At 44.3% G+C, this 16,900-nt stretch carries 11 protein-coding genes; 10 read left to right on the top strand and 1 reads right to left on the bottom strand.

All coding sequences use genetic code 11. The annotated features are described in order from the left end of the window. Positions 1–120: 120 nt before the first annotated feature. From A8708_RS04120 to A8708_RS04095, 6 genes are all read left to right on the top strand, one after another. Positions 121–1,914: a cache domain-containing sensor histidine kinase gene (locus tag A8708_RS04120; RefSeq protein WP_068662243.1), complete on the top strand. Its 1,794-nt coding sequence runs from the start codon at positions 121–123 to the stop codon at positions 1,912–1,914. A gap of 14 nt (positions 1,915–1,928) precedes the next feature. Then, positions 1,929–3,014 carry a response regulator transcription factor gene (locus A8708_RS04115; protein WP_068662242.1) on the top strand — a complete coding sequence of 362 codons (1,086 nt, stop codon included), beginning with the start codon at positions 1,929–1,931 and terminating at the stop codon, positions 3,012–3,014. A gap of 142 nt (positions 3,015–3,156) precedes the next feature. Continuing rightward, the gene (locus A8708_RS04110; protein WP_239696528.1) at positions 3,157–4,137 is read left to right on the top strand and encodes an ABC transporter permease; all 981 of its coding nucleotides are present in this window, start codon (positions 3,157–3,159) and stop codon (positions 4,135–4,137) included. 10 nt (positions 4,138–4,147) lie between these two features. Next, complete coding sequence (locus A8708_RS04105) at positions 4,148–5,026, top strand: carbohydrate ABC transporter permease (RefSeq protein WP_068662240.1); 879 nt, start codon at positions 4,148–4,150, stop codon at positions 5,024–5,026. 61 nt (positions 5,027–5,087) lie between these two features. Further along, complete coding sequence (locus A8708_RS04100; RefSeq protein ID WP_068662239.1) at positions 5,088–6,656, top strand: type 2 periplasmic-binding domain-containing protein; 1,569 nt, start codon at positions 5,088–5,090, stop codon at positions 6,654–6,656. A 293-nt stretch (positions 6,657–6,949) separates the two neighbouring features. Then, positions 6,950–12,358, top strand: a complete 5,409-nt coding sequence (locus tag A8708_RS04095; protein WP_068662238.1) for a polysaccharide lyase family 8 super-sandwich domain-containing protein — start codon at positions 6,950–6,952, stop codon at positions 12,356–12,358. Positions 12,359–12,449: 91 nt separating this feature from the next. Here the strand turns inward: A8708_RS04095 and A8708_RS04090 are convergent, their stop codons facing one another. Beyond that, the gene (locus A8708_RS04090) at positions 12,450–13,355 is read right to left on the bottom strand and encodes a LysR family transcriptional regulator (RefSeq protein WP_068662237.1); all 906 of its coding nucleotides are present in this window, start codon (positions 13,353–13,355) and stop codon (positions 12,450–12,452) included. 153 nt (positions 13,356–13,508) lie between these two features. Here A8708_RS04090 and A8708_RS04085 point away from each other — a divergent pair, with 153 nt between their 5' ends. Genes A8708_RS04085 through A8708_RS04070 form a run of 4 tightly spaced genes read left to right on the top strand, consistent with a single transcriptional unit; the run spans position 13,509 to position 16,896 of the window. After that, on the top strand, positions 13,509–14,705 hold the full coding sequence (locus A8708_RS04085; protein ID WP_068662236.1) for an acetyl-CoA C-acetyltransferase: 1,197 nt from the start codon (positions 13,509–13,511) through the stop codon (positions 14,703–14,705). A gap of 14 nt (positions 14,706–14,719) precedes the next feature. Beyond that, complete coding sequence (locus A8708_RS04080; protein WP_068662235.1) at positions 14,720–15,415, top strand: CoA transferase subunit A; 696 nt, start codon at positions 14,720–14,722, stop codon at positions 15,413–15,415. 27 nt (positions 15,416–15,442) lie between these two features. Continuing rightward, positions 15,443–16,105: a 3-oxoacid CoA-transferase subunit B gene (locus A8708_RS04075; RefSeq protein WP_068662234.1), complete on the top strand. Its 663-nt coding sequence runs from the start codon at positions 15,443–15,445 to the stop codon at positions 16,103–16,105. Between the two features lie 14 nt (positions 16,106–16,119). Continuing rightward, positions 16,120–16,896, top strand: a complete 777-nt coding sequence (locus A8708_RS04070) for a 3-hydroxybutyrate dehydrogenase (protein ID WP_068662233.1) — start codon at positions 16,120–16,122, stop codon at positions 16,894–16,896. Positions 16,897–16,900 lie beyond the last annotated feature (4 nt).

Below are 16,900 nucleotides of genomic sequence, written 5' to 3'. Positions count from 1 at the left end.
CTTATATTTTACCGTGCGATCTGTCCATGAAACGCTGGTGATTATCGGGAATATTTGGTAACATTAATTCTCGATAAGGGTGTCTGATCATGCAGACGTCTGTCTGAGGAGGGTATGGGCATGATTCAAGCGATCCGGAGTTCATTGGAATGGAAGCTTATTCTCATTATCTTTGCCACTATTTTTATTACGGTAACTGGAGTCAGTACATTCAGCTATATTAAAAGTTCAGAGGCAATTAATAACGATGTGGTGCGTTTCAGTAACCAGATTCTGAAGCAAGCGAACTTGAATTTAAGCCGATATATCAGGGATAATGAGCAGTTCTTTCGCACAATTAGCGGAAGCAGAGAGTTCCAGGATTGGTTGAAAACAGGTTCAAATGATCAATATGGCCTCTTTGATAGCTACCAAAAGATGGAGAAAACAGTGATAACCCCTTTTACCACCTATCATCCAGAAACCTTATCCATCAAGTTGTATAACGAGAATGGGAATGAAAGCACATACCGCAATGAATACATGTGGGAATCGATTCTGGCACCTTATTACTCGATGAAGAATGAATCGTGGTTAATGAGTATGAATTTGACAGGAAAGATCTCACGTCATTATGGAATGAATGACCAGTACACCGACAAAGCGGGAAGGTCGAAGAGCATCCCTATTTTAACGTATGCGCAGAAGTTTCGTTTTGCTGAACAGAACGGTTACTTGGCCATTGATATTTCCCTGCTGGCTACACAAGAAATATTAAATGAAATCCAACTGGGTGAGCATGGGCTTGGCATGATCGTCGATCAATCGGGAACGATTGTATCCTATCCCGACCCAGAGCGAATTAATACGAAGCTGGACCCTGGTATTTTTACAAATATTAGCTCAAACCTCGCTGGCTCCTACTACAAGGCTGAATCGAAGCAAATGATCGTGTATCAAACCATTACAGGTACCGACTGGAAAGTGATCGTTATCGTACCTTACGGTGATTTGGCTAGGAGCATATCGAATATTCGTCATTTGACGATAACGCTTACAATTGCGGGGCTGTTGATTGCTTCCATATTGGCCTATATAACTTCTCACTCCATAACTCGAAGACTTAAACAGCTGCGCAGAACGATCAAAATGACGAAATTAGATCAATTCGATGTCCGCGCCCAAGTGACCGGAATTGATGAAGTAGCTGAGCTGGCTACGGCTTATAATATACTCCTAGATCGCATAGAAAACGCCATACAACAGCTCGCTGAGACCCGACTTGTTCAGCAGCATGCTGTATTGTCCGCCCTCCAGTCACAAATCAATTCCCATTTCTTATATAACGCGCTGGAATCGATCAATTCTATGGCTCATTTGGCGGAACAACCCGATATTCAACAGACGACAATTGCCTTGTCAGACATGCTGCGATACACATCCAATTATCAGCAAACGACGGTTACTGTCAAAGATGAGATTGACCACTTGAAAAATTACTTTTTCATCATTCGCATCTTGTACGGTGAACATATATCGTTAAGCTTCGAACAAGACAGTTTCGTGGAGGATGCGCAATGCCTGAAAGCAATTATCCAACCGTTTGTTGAAAACAGTGTGAAGCATGCTTACGAAGTGACAGGTGATCACCTGTTAATTAAGATTTCGACGATGCGTTGGATGGATCGATACGTCCAAATCGTCATTGAAGATAACGGGATCGGGCTTACGGATGAGAAGCTCAATATGATGCAGCAGGCTTTGAGCATGGGACAGGGGGAGCAAGATTACATGCGTTTCTCCCGGATCGGGGTATTGAATGTCCATTATCGATTAAAAACGTTCTATAAGGAACCAGAAACAGGTGTATTCGTAGAACGATTATTGCCGGAAGGCGGGACGCGCATTATCATTCGTTTTCCGCATCGATCCTAGGAGGGGGCTATATCATGATTCGCGTGCTTATTGTGGATGATTCCATGTTAATCTGCAACAGTTTGTCCAAATTTGTATCGGGACATAACGACACAACCGTTGTTGCGGGAACAGCTTCCAACGGCGTCAAGGCGTTGGAATGGCTTGAGAATTATTATGCGGATTTGTGCATCACAGATATCCGAATGCCTGCCATGGATGGCTTAGAATTAATTGAACATATCAATCGGCTGTACCCATGGATGAAGTGCATGGTCGTTTCCAGTTACGACGATTTTCAATATGCGCAACGCAGTATGAAATTACATGCGCTGGATTATATTTTGAAACCGATCCATCCGCATGCCATTCATGAGTCCTTGAGTTCGGCGACAGATCGGATTATACAGGGAAGAAATCACGAGGCTGCTCAATTAATATTGCGGAAACTGCCCATGAATCGGTCGTGGATGGAACGTTGGATTGAACATATTCAGACGCAACGAATTGAGAATATGCCGATGCTAATTGTCGAAACACTTGAACTGCTAGAAGGATGGGCGGCTGGAAGTTATTATTTGTTAAATGCCATGTCCAATCTATGGCTGCAATCGGTTATCGAAGAGATGGGAAAGGATAAACTTCGACTGGAGTTGGATGAGGGGAAGGATTTGGGGCTAGTGGATAATCTACTGAGTGTTGGCGCCATTCGCAGTTACTTTCGTTTATGCGCAGTTAGGAGACTGGAAGAAGGGGCGAATAGCCTAATGTTCGCTATGCGTGGCATCCGTGATCATCAGTCGATCAGGGTTGTCGATACGATGAAACAGTATATTCAAATCCATTATGGGGAGAAAATCAATTTGCAGGATTTGGCTGACATCGTTATGCATAATAAAACGTATATGTGCACCTTGTTCAAGCAAGAAACGAACATGACCGTTTGGGCATATATCGTTGCGGAACGGATGACGCAGTCGCGGGATTTATTGCTGAATTCACCCCTAAAGGTTTATGAGATTGCAAATCGCGTTGGTTATGAAGATGTCGATTATTTCACCAAGATATTTAAAAAACATTTTGGCCTAAGTCCATTGGAATATAAAAAACGTATGGAATGAGTGACGAACACACCAGAAGGTGTGTTTTTTTTGCCCAATCTCCCGAATATCGTCAGGTATAAACGAACGCTCATCCTGTATGAGGTAAGTTTAACGTACTTTATAATTAAACTCAGACAGATAGAGAAAGGAATGGACTGGATTGAATAATAATTCGTTACCCAAGCATGAGGCACTACTTCCAAGAGTGTCAGATGCGCCGCCCACTGTTGTCGTTAAGTCATCACTTTCCCGATACTTGAAGAGAAATCATCCGTTATACTTGATGCTGCTGCCGGGAATTTTGTATTTTGTAATTTTTAAATATATTCCCTTGCTGGGAAGTGTCATTGCATTCCAAGATTACAATATTTATAAAGGATTCCTTAAGAGTGATTGGGTTGGATTGCAATGGTTCGAGCAGCTAGTGACGTATCCACAATTTAAGCGATTAATCGCTAATACGATTATTTTAAGTTTTTATCAAATTATCTTTGCGTTTCCTGCTCCAATTATACTCGCTTGTTTGTTGAATGAACTGAGACATTTCGCGCTGAAGCGCATGGTTCAAACGTTGCTTTACTTGCCTCACTTTCTATCCTGGACGATTGTATACGGCTTAGTCTATATGATGTTCTCCAGCCAGACAGGTTTCGTTAACTTGGTGTTGGCATGGCTCGGATATGAACCAATCAGTTTCTTGCAAATGCCGGAATATTTCCGTACTTTGCTAATCAGTTCTGGCATTTGGAAGGAGATGGGGTGGAGTACCATCATCTTCTTGGCAGCCTTGGCGGGGATAAGTCCCTCCTATTATGAGGCGGCGAAAATTGATGGGGCAGGACGATGGAAACAATTCGTGCATGTCACATTTCCTGGACTTCTTCCTGCTATTGTTATTCTACTTCTGCTCAAAATTGGCCACGTGCTGGATGTTGGCTTCGAGCAAGTGTACTTATTCTTAAACCCAACTACGCTTAAGGTGGGTGATGTGTTGGATACTTATGCCTATCGGCAAGGGATCTTAGGGGGCCAGTATAGCGTTACAACCGCGATAGGGCTGTTCAAATCAGTCATCGGTTTCGCGCTTCTAATCACGGCAAATCGAGTCAGTAAAAAAGTTTCTGGGGAAGGGTTATTCTAGGTGGTCCCATATGAAAATTAGAAAATCATTCGGTGAAAAGGTTTTTGATGTCTCTAACGTCTCTTTTCTCATTCTGATAACAGTTGCAGCCATGCTCCCGATCCTTTACGTTATCGCAGGCTCATTCAGTTCTTCGAACGCTCTTATTCACAATAGGGTCTTCTTATGGCCGGTAGAAGCGACCTTTGATAATTTCAAGCTAGTCGCGAATAATAGCACCTTCTGGAAGGCAGGTTGGATGACAGTCCAAATCGTAGTGATCGGTACCACGGTCAATATGGTGCTTACGATGATTACGGCATATCCGTTATCCAAGATGGATTTAAAGGGAAGAAAGTACTTTATGCTGTTAATCATTTTTACAATGATTTTTAGCGCGCCGATCATACCATCCTATTTGCTTGTGAAAAATTTGTACCTGTTAAATTCCATATGGGCTTTAATTCTGCCGGGTGCCATCAGTGCCTTCAATATGATTCTATGTATAACGTTTTTCCGTACGGTACCCGATGATTTATTTGATGCAGCGCGTGTGGATGGCATGAGCGAATACGGCATGGTATGGCGTATCGTCTTACCCTTATCCATGCCGATTGTCATGACGCTTCTGTTATTTTATGCAGTGGGCCATTGGAATAATTATTTTGGGCCGCTCTTGTTTATTAACGACCGCAACAAACAAACGCTGCAAATGTACCTATACTCGCTGATTGCCAATGGTGATTCGGACTCGACAGCAGGTGCGGCTGCAGAAGGCGGGATCAAGCTTTCTCCGGTCGCCATCCAAATGGCCACGATTGTATTAGCCACCGTGCCCGTTGTATTGATTTATCCTTTTTTACAGAAACATTTCGTTAAAGGAGCATTGCTCGGTTCTGTCAAAGAGTAACTGAATATTCAGGCAATCGCCTTAATAGATAATTTAAGAAAACCTAGGGAGGATAAAAAAAATGAGCTTCCAAAAGAAATGGGGCAGCACGCTTGGTCTAACGATGTCTGCTATTGTGCTCTTGTCTGCCTGTTCTACAGGTAAGGAGAGCAGCAGTTCCAGCGCAACGCCGAGTCAAACAAGTACGCAAACAAGCGCTTCACAAGCGCCTGCCACACCCGCAGCGCCGGTCAAAATTCGCGTATTCGCAAGTGATGTTAACCAACCGGTTCCAGGTGGAAAGACGATGGATAACCCTACGATGAATTACCTGGCTCAAAAGTCAAATACGGATCTGGATTGGGTATTCCTTCCGCATGCGCAGTATGGGGAGCAGGTTAGAATTAAATTTGCCAGCGGTGATATCCCTGATGTCGTCGGAGGTTGGGGCATTAATTATGAATTACTTCAAAACAATCAAATTATTCCATTAAACGATTATATTGATAAATACGGCCCTAACCTGAAAAAGGCAATCTCGCAAGCGGCTTGGGATGAAGTCACAGTTGATGGGAAAATCATGGCGATTCCAGAAGGTCAATTAGGAAATAATGTACTTTATGTCCGCAAAGACTGGATGGATAAGGTTGGGATTAGCAACCCGCCTCAAACGCCTGATGAATTGTTGACGATGCTGCGGGCTTTCCGTGATAAAGATCCGAATGGTAACGGCAAAAAAGATGAGATGGCGATCTCGGGTCGTGAAAAGTTCAGTTGGGTTGACAATGTGATGACGATGTTCGGTGTGGATGCTTTCAACCGTGTATTAGTTAATGGCGAGGTAGTTCCATCGGTTATTAGTCCTAATATGAAGCAAGCGCTTGGGTTTTTCCGGACTCTGGTGGATGAGAAGTTAATTGATAGCGAGTTTCTGACTAACAAACGGAATGTTTGGGAGCAGAAGATTCAGAATAACTTGGTTGGTACTTGGGTGCACACACCTTCGCTTGCTTGGGATTGGCAGGACAAATTGAACAAGTCTCTTCCGGGTATAGGAGCGAACGTAATTGCTATTAAAACGCCAAAAGCGCCAGGCGTAGAAAGTTCTGGGACTTCAGTTCGTGCATCGAATAAGTCATTCATGGTCACCAAGGTCGCGAAAGATCCAGCAGCGATCGTGAAAATGCTTGATTGGCTCGTTAGTCAAGACGGCCAAGAGTTCGTTAATTTTGGGATGCCAAACGTAACATACAAGAAGGATGGCGGCAAAATTACCTATGATCTCAAAAAGGATACAGACGACAAAACAGCACTATGGCGTTCAAGTTCCTTCAATCTGGTCGCGTACAACAAAGACTTCCTAGAAATTCAATTGGGCAGCAAGGAAGCAGCAGACAAAGTGGATTCGGCTTATAAAGTCGCCGCTTCAGAAGGAATGAAGAGTATTATAGCGGGTATGCCCCCTTCAAAATTACCAGCAAAGCCTGAATTGGAATTCAGTGGTACGCTTTTCCAAGAGGCAGCTGCTCAGATCATGCTTGGCAAAGAACCGCTCGATTACTTTGATACGTTTGTGAAGCAATGGAGAGCACAAGCTGGCACCGAAAAGATTAAATATGAAACCGACTACTATAATAGTAAGAAAAAATAATTCGTAAACGTAACAATTAGTTGAGGGGTAGCATAGAAGACGGAAGAAGTGGCGGTATTGTGTAACATACCCAATAGATGCTTCCGTCTTTTCTTTCTTCCCACTTTATGGATACAGTCTTTAATGAAAGGGGGGAAATCATATGCCGAAGCTTATGCTAGCTTGTATTGAAAGCGCATTCTCGTATGTGGACGCTGGATAATACTCGTTCCGCTTTGTAGTACTCGCATTTCGTTTACCTTCAGTATAGGCGTTAATTGTCAAGTTATCTTGAGAGAAACGGTGGTGTCATCATGTTAAAGGGATTTAGGCAAAAGGTAGGTGTGCTATTAACTATTGCGCTCTTATTTTCAATTTTTGGCCAAGTGGGATTGCGTAGTGCAAGTGCGAACGATGTGTATGATGATCTAAGAATGAAGTATGAGGCTACCTTAACTGGTGGTACGGGGTATAATCTGTCGGATCCGGATGTTGCCTACAAAGTTAATTTATTAGCCCAATCCAGCTGGGGCAGTCTGAATAAAGCACCCGGAAGACTTTATTTATGGGGGGATATTTATGATCCAACCAATATCGGCAAGCCGTTGCATCTCACTCAGAACTATATTCGAATTAAAGAGATGGCGCTCGCCTACAAAAGCGTCGGCTCCAGCTTATATGGGAATCAAACGCTCAAAACGGACATCCTCGATGCCTTAGAATGGATGCATCTGAATCGGTACAACGAAACGGTATATCCGGTGTCTTCGTGGGATTTATGGTACGACTTAGAAATCGGTACGCCAATTCAGCTCACAGATACCGTTGTATTAATGTACGATGATCTGTTAGCTACGCCAGACAGAATTACGAAATATATGAATATGATTCAACATTTTTCTCCTGACAATACCAAAATGAGTATCGATTTAACTGAACTTACTGGCACTAACCGTGTTTGGAAAGCATCCTATCTGGCTGTTCAAGGTATTATTATGAAATCAGATACGATGTTGTCGAATGCCAGAGACGCTTTGTCTCAAGTGATGGACTATGTGACAACGGGTGACGGATTCTACCAAGACGGTTCTTTCGTGATGCATGGCAGATATGCTTATAATGGAGGCTATGGTGCGGCCCTGATCCAGGATGTAGCGAAAATATTAAACTTACTCGGCGGTACACAATGGTATCCTACGTATAGCGGCATTAATAATGTGTATCAATGGGTATATGATTCCTATGAGCCGTTTATCTACAAAGGTGCCCTGATGGATATGATCAGAAGCCGAGAAGTGGCAAGAAATTATTATCAGGACCAAGTTCCAGCCCATAAAGTGATGGGTGCTATCTTGCGCTTGTCGGAGTCTGCGCCTCCTGCGGACGCGCTAAGAATGAAAGCAATGGTGAAGTATTGGATGCAGCAGAACAGCTTGAGTAATTTCTACAAGGATATCGATTTAATTACGATGCTGCTAGCTAAGTCTGTGATCAATGATCCGAACATTATTCCAAGAGATGAGAAAGTTCTTACCAAAGTGTTTGCAGGTATGGACAGAGCCGTCCACCTGAAGCCGGGCTTCGGCTTTGGGGTTAGTATGTCTTCCAGTCGTATCGCCAATTATGAGTCGATTTCCAATGATAATAAAAAAGGCTGGTATACGGGCGAGGGAATGACTTATTTATATAATCAAGATCTTAATCAGTATACCGATTTCTGGCCAACCGTAAACCTATATCGTTTGCCAGGTACCACGGTGGATACGATGACCAGAGCTGATAATTCCAATATGAATTATTTGAGTCCCAATCCATGGACAGGAGGCAGCGAACTCTTTCAGCAATACGCTGCAGTAGGCATGGATTTGAAAGCAGCGAGCAGCTCCCTTAAAGCTAGAAAATCCTGGTTCATGTTTGATGATGAAATCGTGGCTCTCGGCAGTGGTATTAACTCCACAGACAATCGGAAAATCGAAACAACGATTGAGAATCGCATGCTGAATAAAGCAACCGTTTCCAAAAGTATCGATCTGGCCTCTCCCGTTTCAACGCCAATTGCCGGCGAACCCCTGCGTCTGAAAGTTTATGAAGTCACCGGCAACAGCAATGATGGCAATGTGCCGCAGCATACATTAGACAATAATCTAGATTCAAGATGGTCATCCTTGGGCGACAATCAGTGGATCCAGTATGATCTTGGCAAATTGCAACCTATAGGTTATATGGGCATCAACTTCCAGAGTCAAACATCTCGAGCAACGACCTTCGATATTCAAGTATCAACGGATAACTCCGTTTGGACGAATGTGTATAGCGGTAGTTCCAGTATTGGTGGGACCGCTTCGGATATTCGCGTGTACGATTTCCCTGATGTGCAGGCCAGATATGTGAAAATTATTGGACATGGAAACACTGCAAACCAATTTAATCATATTCTAGAGGCACAAATATACGCTCCTAATGCGCTAGGTAATAGCATTATTCCGCTTTCGGTTGCTCCTTTGAATGCCCTGTCCACAACCAACAAAAAGGAAACCACGGACTCCGATATTACGACTTATTACGCTTCTGTGGGTGATGGACAATCCCTTATCTACGATCTTGGCAGCAATGTTCAGGTGGGTTATGCAGGCTTAAGTTTCTTCGATGGCCTTACTAAACAGTATTCATTTGATCTTCAAACATCCACCAACAACACGACTTGGACGACCGTATATAGTGGTCAGAATAGTGTACTAACCTCTGAAATCGCAGCGTATGACATCCCGGATACGACAGCCAGATATATAAAAATTGTATTCCACGGAAACAATCTCGATCTTACTAATCGTCTATCAGAGATTCAGTTCTATGCACCAAGCACACTTGGGACTGTATTAAATCCTATTCATCATAATCTTCCCAAAAATAATGGGGATGAACAGCTTGTGGTTAATGGCGTAACGAAGCCATCTGGACTGGGCTGGTCAGAGGACATGGCGAATGTTTCAACTGTGTATTTGGAAGGCACAGGCGGCTATTATTTCCCTCAACCCGCGTCAATCAAAGGTTTGAGAGAAGCAAGAAAAGGCACTTGGCAGGCGCTCGGCAATACGGGACTTGGTACAATTACCAAAAAGTATCTGACACTCTGGTATGACCATGGCAGCAATCCGGTAAACAAGGACTATTCCTATGTCTTACTGCCGAATAAAACATCATTGGAAACGACATCGTACAGCAACAATCCGGACATTGAAATTCTCATGAACAATACGGATGTGCATGCGGTGAAAGACAAAGTCCTAGGCATCACAGGAGCAAATTTCTGGAATGCAGGTATGGTTGGTGGTGTAATATCGTATAATCCATCTTCCATGATGCTGAAAGAGCAGTCTAGCGTATTGGATTTTGCGATTTCCGATCCGACACATAAGCAGAACAAATTAACATATGAAATTGAAAAAACGGGCGTTTCGGTTATAGCCAAGGATCCGACGATTACGATCCTGCAGTTAAGTCCTACGATCAAGTTTGAGGTGAACACAGATGCTAAGGACGGGATTTCCCATAAATTGTCCATTCAATTCGATCCCTTGGCAATACCTCCAGCGGGAGCTGGCACAGTAACTGTAACGGACGATGTGTATGATTATACGAATATGTTCTTCCATACACCTAACTTTAGATTTGACACAGGCAACGCATCCAAGATGGAAGGTGACACTTCCCGACTAACCAGAACCAAAAACTTGAATGAATATGTGATCTATAAGTCATTTATGGACATGGATATGGATAAATTCACTGCGGATACCTGGTATTTGAATAATGGGCCATTTACCGATTATCAATTTTTCTCTTCACCAGATAACATCACTTATACGCCAGTCACACCGATCAGGACGGGGGTGCTTAAAGCAGTTGGAACCTGGAATAAATTTAGCTACAACGAATCGCTGCCGGTAGGTACGAAGTACCTGAAAATCGTCTTTATGCATGATTCGACGAATGCGTATGTTACGCAGCTTGGTAAAGTTACGATTACGAGTAAACCTGGAGCACCCGTCGTACCACCTGTTCTGCCAATTAATGTGGCATTGAATAAGACAGCTATCACATCAAGTTCCAATGCTCAAAATAAAACACGCCTGACAGACGGAGACAAGACCAACGCTAACTTTGTAGATATGTATTCGAACACGGTCAATTGGATACAGCTAGATCTCGGCGAGAGCTATGATATTAACGACATTAAATTGTGGCACTATTTCGCAAGCGGATGGAAATACCGTGATGTTGTCGTCCAAGTATCGAATGACCCTACCTTTGCTACGAAGACTACAGTATTCAATAATGATACCGATAATAGTGCTGGGCAGGGTATAGGAACAGATGCCGAGTATGTGGAGACAAGCGGCGGGAAGGATATTCCTTTTGCTACAACCAATGCAAGGTATGTCCGGTTATGGCTGAATGGCAACTCAACGAATGTGTACAGTAATCATGTGGAACTGGAAGTATGGGCTCTCCCTAACACAACAACGCCATCAACCCCACCATCTAATGCAACACTAGCTGCCGATAAAACAATTCCTACGAACGGTGATGTGACAGTCACGATTAGCTATCCAACGGAAGCAACCGTCAAGGAATTCAAAGTAGGCGAAAATGGTACATGGGCGGCTTATACAGCTCCAGTTGTCATTTCATCCAATGCCACAGTGTTTGCTAGAGGTAAGAATGCTGGGGGCGACGTATCTAATATCACGAGCTATATCGTAAGTAATATCGATAAAATAGCTCCAGTGACGGCAACAAACGTATCCCCATTAGTACCAGATGGACCTAATGGTACGTACGTAAATCCTATTTCACTAACACTGACTAGTACGGATAACTCATCGGGTGTGGCGACAACCGAGTATAGTTTGGATAACGGAACAACATGGCAGCCCTACACATCAACGGTTACACTAGCTCAGCAAGGTCAGATCTCCTTGCTATATAAGTCAACGGATCAAGCGGGGAATGTAGAATCTCCTCAGTCACTTAGCTTTACACTGGCTGCGACAGCTGTGAAGGTTCAGCTCAAAGACAGCAATGGAAATCCATTGAGTGGTGGTACAGTTACCTATTATGACGGTGGATGGAAGAATTTTGGCATAACGGATGCCTCTGGGACGGTAAGTAAATCCTTACCGAATAAGAGCTATACGTTTGCGGTGACTTATGAAGGAACGTATAAAGAGAAAGTTCAGAATACCGGAACTGACGCTGTGGTTGTTTTCCAGACGGTCAATGTGAAGGTACAGCTGAAGAACAGCCAAGGGAATCCGATTGATGCTGGCACAGTGACCTATTATGCGGGAAGCTGGCGGACGTTTGGAAATACGAGCAGCGGCGAAGTCAGCAAGGAGTTATTAGCCGGATCGTATACATTTAGCATGACTTATGAAGGAACGTATAAAGAGAAAGTGCAAAATACTGCAATCGACGCTGTCGTTGTTTTCCAAACGGTAAACGTGAAGGTACAGCTGAAAGACAGTCAAGGGAATCTGCTAGACGGAGGAAATGTGACCTATTATGCAGGGAGCTGGCGAACCATCGGGAATACGAGTGGAGGCGAGGTTAGTAAGGAACTGTTGCCTGGATCTTATACCTTCGCAGTTGCGTATGCGGGAACGTACAAGGAATCATTAAGTAATGTAACGATGAATCCAGTGGTCGTTCTTCAGCTTTAAGAAATGAATTTTCGGTTGATTGTACAAAAATAAAAGAGTAGAAGGCCTTGGTCCTGAATCACTATGGACTGAGGCCTTTTAGTCTCTTCATTTATATTGTGCGATTAGTTGTCTGTCGTGTTAACCCATCCCTCATTAAGTCAATCCACACTCTGGCAGCATGGGAAATATAATGGTGTTTACTCCATATTAAGGCTAGATCCCAACTGATGGGGGGAACGGTCTTAGGAAGCACGGAGACAGTACGGGTATTCGTTCTTCCTGCCACGGTATCAGGCAGAAGAGCAATCCCTAATCCGGCTCCCACCATTTCACTTATTAAATCCCATTGTGAGCTTTCAAATGAAATAATAGGTTCGAATCCTTCCTGCATGCATGCCTCCCGAACCCGATCATGGAGAGAGAAGCCTTCCTTGAATAAAATAAATGATTCATTCCGCAGCTCTGACAAATGAACCGATTCTTTTGTAGCGATGGGGTGATTCGAGTTCACCAATAGGGACAAGTGACGTTCGACAATTGGCAGAAAATCAAACTGTTGTTCATCTATAGGAAGAACGACCACGCCCAAATCGATCTTGGCCTCGCGCAACAATTGTTCCACGATTTTCCCACCTTCTTCAATGAGTTGAATATGAACGCCAGGGTAAAGGTTATGGAAATTCGCAATAATCTCTGGGAAGAAACTGACCCCAATGACTGGAGGAAGTCCCAAGGACAAATTCCCCTTCTTTAGAAGTTTCCCATCATTCAGAGATACCTGAAGATCATCGGCCATAGCTAGTGTTTGAAGGGAGAATTTGAGAAAAATGTCTCCATCAGCAGTCAATTGAATATGCCTGGTTGAACGGTTGAGCAAGGTAACGCCTAGCTCGTCTTCAAGATGCTTAATAATCTTGCTCAGAGTAGGCTGTGAGATGTGCAAAGTTTGAGCGGCCTTTGAAAAACTTTCCTGCCGGACGACTTCTGTGAAATAACTTAAATGTTGCAAATCCATATCGGATCTCCCTCGTTAATTTATTCCAAAATCGAATTAATTATATTCGTTATTTTTATTTTACACATAAATAGGACTGCGGTACACTTTTATGTAAGCGTTCCATTCATGAATGGAAGAGTACTTGCAGCCAACGGGGGAGATGAGATTCATATGCATGAAACGGAGGTTGCAATCGTAAGCGCAGCCCGAACACCAATTGGAAAATGGAATGGCATTTTCAAAGATATATCAGCTGTTCAGCTTGGAGCAACTGCCATACAGGCAGCAATCCAACGTGCCAATATCGATAATCGTCTGGTGCAAGAAACATTGATGGGCAATGTCCTGCAAGCGGGAATAGGTCAGAATCCGGCAAGACAGGCTTCTCTACTGGCAGGATTGTCCACAGAAATACCAGCAACAACCATCAATCAGGTATGCGGTTCTGGGCTTAAGGCGATTCAAATGGCCTATCTCTCCATCCGGAGTGGGGAGAACGATATCGTTGTAGCTGGTGGCATGGAGAATATGAGTCAAGCTCCTTACTTACTCAAGGGGGCGAGGACCGGTTTCGGCATGGGTGACCAGATGCTTGTTGATGGATTGCTAAAGGATGGCCTATGGTGCGCCCAAAACGACTATCATATGGGAATAACGGCAGAAAATCTGTGCAGTCGATACGGTTTGGTTCGAGAAGAGCTGGACATGTACGCCATGGGCAGTCAAAGAAAAGCGGCGGCAGCCGCAGCCGAGGGAAGGTTCCAGGAGGAAATTGTACCTGTGCACGTTCCTGGGCGAAAAGGGAGTGCGACACGTGCAGATCGCGATGAGTACTTGCGACCTGACACGAATATGGAAGCATTATCGCTGCTTCGTCCAGCATTTAGCAAGGATGGCATGGTTACAGCTGGCAACTCTTCGGGCATTAACGATGGAGCAGCTGCCTGTGTTCTGATGAGCCATGACAAAGCTCTGTCTATGGGGATTCGACCCTTGGCTATCATTCGTTCAAGCTCAGTGGTAGGCGTTGACCCAGCCTATATGGGAATCGGCCCCATTCCAGCCACTGAGCTAGCCTTGAGAAAAGCTGGATTGACGATACAAGATATGGATGTAATTGAAGCGAATGAGGCATTCGCTGCGCAATCACTCCTCTTTACGAAGCATTTCGGTTTGGACGATCATCAACTTAATGTGAACGGCGGATCGATTGCATTGGGACATCCGATTGGTGCCAGCGGTGCAAGAATTATGGTAACGCTTCTCTATGAGATGATGCGCAGAGAATCTAAGTTCGGGCTAGCTACGCTATGTATTGGCGGTGGGCAGGGCATTTCCGTTATCGTGGAGCGCTGTTTGCATGAGTAGGAGGAAACGTTGAAATGAAAAGCATATTAACATCATTTGATGAAGCGGTTGCAGAAATTAAAGACGGTTCCACGCTCATGGTTGGCGGATTCGGACTTGTTGGCATTCCTGAGAATTTGATCGTGGCACTTGCCAAAAGCGGTAAGCGGGATTTAACTGTCATTTCCAACAACTGTGGTGTCGATGACTGGGGACTGGGTCTGTTGCTGCGCAATAAGCAGATTAAGAAAATGATTGCTTCTTATGTCGGAGAGAATAAAGAGTTCGAACGCCAACTCATCTCAGGGGAAATTGAAGTTGAGCTTCTGCCTCAAGGGACATTGGCGGAGAAAATAAGAGCAGGAGGCGCTGGGATCCCTGCCTTCTATACCCCTGCAGGCGTTGGAACTTTGCTTGCGGAACATCGAGAAACACGCATGTTCGGCGGAAAGGCCTATGTGTTGGAGGAAGCACTAACGGCCGATTTCAGCCTAATTCGCGCGGCGGTTGCAGATAAGAAGGGGAATCTCACTTATAACAAAACAGCAAGGAATTTTAACCCGCTAATGGCTGCGGCAGGACGCAAAACGATCGTGGAGACGGAGCAATTGGTCGAGCCTGGGCAGCTTGATCCCTTACATATCCATACGCCGGGTATTTACGTGCAAACACTTATTGTTGGGCAGCAGCAGAAAAGAATTGAGAAAATGACGATCAGCCATGAGCTGTAACGAATAAGTAGTGAGGGGAGGAAGACGATGACAGAATGGACCGTTCGTGAAAGAATTGCCATCCGCGCAGAAAAAGAAATTGTAAACGGATACTATGTCAATCTTGGCATCGGTATTCCCACATTGGTAGCCAATTTTATCCCAAGCAGCAAACAAGTTATGCTCCAATCGGAGAACGGGCTGCTTGGAATAGGTCCTTATCCGAAACAAGACCAAATCGACCCGGATCTAATTAATGCTGGTAAAGAAACGATAACTGACGTTCCAGGATCCGCTTATTTCGATAGTGCTGAGTCATTTGCCATGATTAGAGGCGGACATATCGATCTCGCCATTCTTGGCGGGATGGAAGTGTCGGAATTCGGAGATCTCGCTAATTGGATGATTCCCGGCAAGATGATCAAAGGAATGGGTGGCGCTATGGACCTTGTTCATGGTGCAAGACGTGTCGTTGTCATAATGGATCACGTGAATAAGGCAGGCCAGCCAAAGATCTTGCGACACTGCAGTTTACCTTTGACCGGCAAAGGGGTTGTGAATCGGATTATTACAGATCGTGCGGTCATCGATGTAACGGAACAGGGACTCCTGCTGATGGAAGTTGCACAAGGATACACATCCGACGAGATCCAAGCCATGACAGAACCGCCGCTACGTATTGTGGAAAACCTTATCTTGAACGCTTATTAATCGGGGTGAAATTAATGATGGGAAATCGTATTGTATTGATTACAGGTTCTGCGAGGGGAATTGGCTTCCAAATTGGGAAACGATTTGCTGAGTCTGGCTGTACTGTTATTTTAACGGATAAGGATAGCGGCGCCGTTGAGAAATCTGCAGAGCAGCTACAGCTGCTAGGGCTGGATGTCCATGGCATAAAACTGGATGTTACGTCAGAAGAAGAGATCACTGCAACGATTCGCCATATCGAGACCAAATGGGGAAGACTGGACATTATGATCAACAATGCGGGGATGCAATTTGTTTCTCCGATTGAAGACTTTCCGACGAATACATTCGAATTTATGATTAAAATTATGCTTACAGCTTCCTTCATCACGACGAAGCTTGTTGTTCCCATTATGAAAAGACAACAGTTCGGAAGAATCATTAATATTTCATCGATTAACGGATTGGTAGGCTTTGCTGGCAAAGCGGCCTATAACAGCGCCAAACATGGCGTAATCGGATTAACGAAAGCAGTTGCTTTAGAGACGGCTGCGCACGGAATTACAGTCAATGCGCTCTGCCCTGGCTATGTAGATACGCTCCTGGTACGGGAGCAATTAAATGATGTAGCGGCTCTGCACAAAAAGTCGCCGCAGTCAGCCTTAGATGAGATTATCTTGCCGCTAATTCCGCAACGTCGTCTGCTGGAGATGAACGAAATAGCGGAATACGCCTTGTTTCTTGCTGGCGAGCATGCAAAGGGAATAACTGGCCAAGCCATTGTTATTGACGGAGGTTATACCGCACAGTAGCTCG

The organism is Paenibacillus oryzisoli (assembly GCF_001653565.1).
GTDB classification, from domain to species: domain Bacteria; phylum Bacillota; class Bacilli; order Paenibacillales; family NBRC-103111; genus Paenibacillus_E; species Paenibacillus_E oryzisoli.
The sequence above is the reverse complement of the archived record's forward strand: the minus strand, read 5'-3'. Positions and strand labels throughout refer to the sequence as shown.

Excerpts from the sequence above, each read along its gene's own strand:
- A8708_RS04100 (WP_068662239.1), top strand. The coding sequence starts at position 5,088 with ATGAGCTTCCAAAAGAAATGGGGCAGCACGCTTGGTCTAACGATGTCT.
- A8708_RS04090 (WP_068662237.1), bottom strand. The coding sequence starts at position 13,355 with ATGGATTTGCAACATTTAAGTTATTTCACAGAAGTCGTCCGGCAGGAA.
- A8708_RS04085 (WP_068662236.1), top strand. The coding sequence starts at position 13,509 with ATGCATGAAACGGAGGTTGCAATCGTAAGCGCAGCCCGAACACCAATT.
- A8708_RS04080 (WP_068662235.1), top strand. The coding sequence starts at position 14,720 with ATGAAAAGCATATTAACATCATTTGATGAAGCGGTTGCAGAAATTAAA.
- A8708_RS04115 (WP_068662242.1), top strand. The coding sequence starts at position 1,929 with ATGATTCGCGTGCTTATTGTGGATGATTCCATGTTAATCTGCAACAGT.
- A8708_RS04120 (WP_068662243.1), top strand. The coding sequence starts at position 121 with ATGATTCAAGCGATCCGGAGTTCATTGGAATGGAAGCTTATTCTCATT.
- A8708_RS04070 (WP_068662233.1), top strand. The coding sequence starts at position 16,120 with ATGATGGGAAATCGTATTGTATTGATTACAGGTTCTGCGAGGGGAATT.
- A8708_RS04105 (WP_068662240.1), top strand. The coding sequence starts at position 4,148 with ATGAAAATTAGAAAATCATTCGGTGAAAAGGTTTTTGATGTCTCTAAC.
- A8708_RS04095 (WP_068662238.1), top strand. The coding sequence starts at position 6,950 with ATGTTAAAGGGATTTAGGCAAAAGGTAGGTGTGCTATTAACTATTGCG.
- A8708_RS04075 (WP_068662234.1), top strand. The coding sequence starts at position 15,443 with ATGACAGAATGGACCGTTCGTGAAAGAATTGCCATCCGCGCAGAAAAA.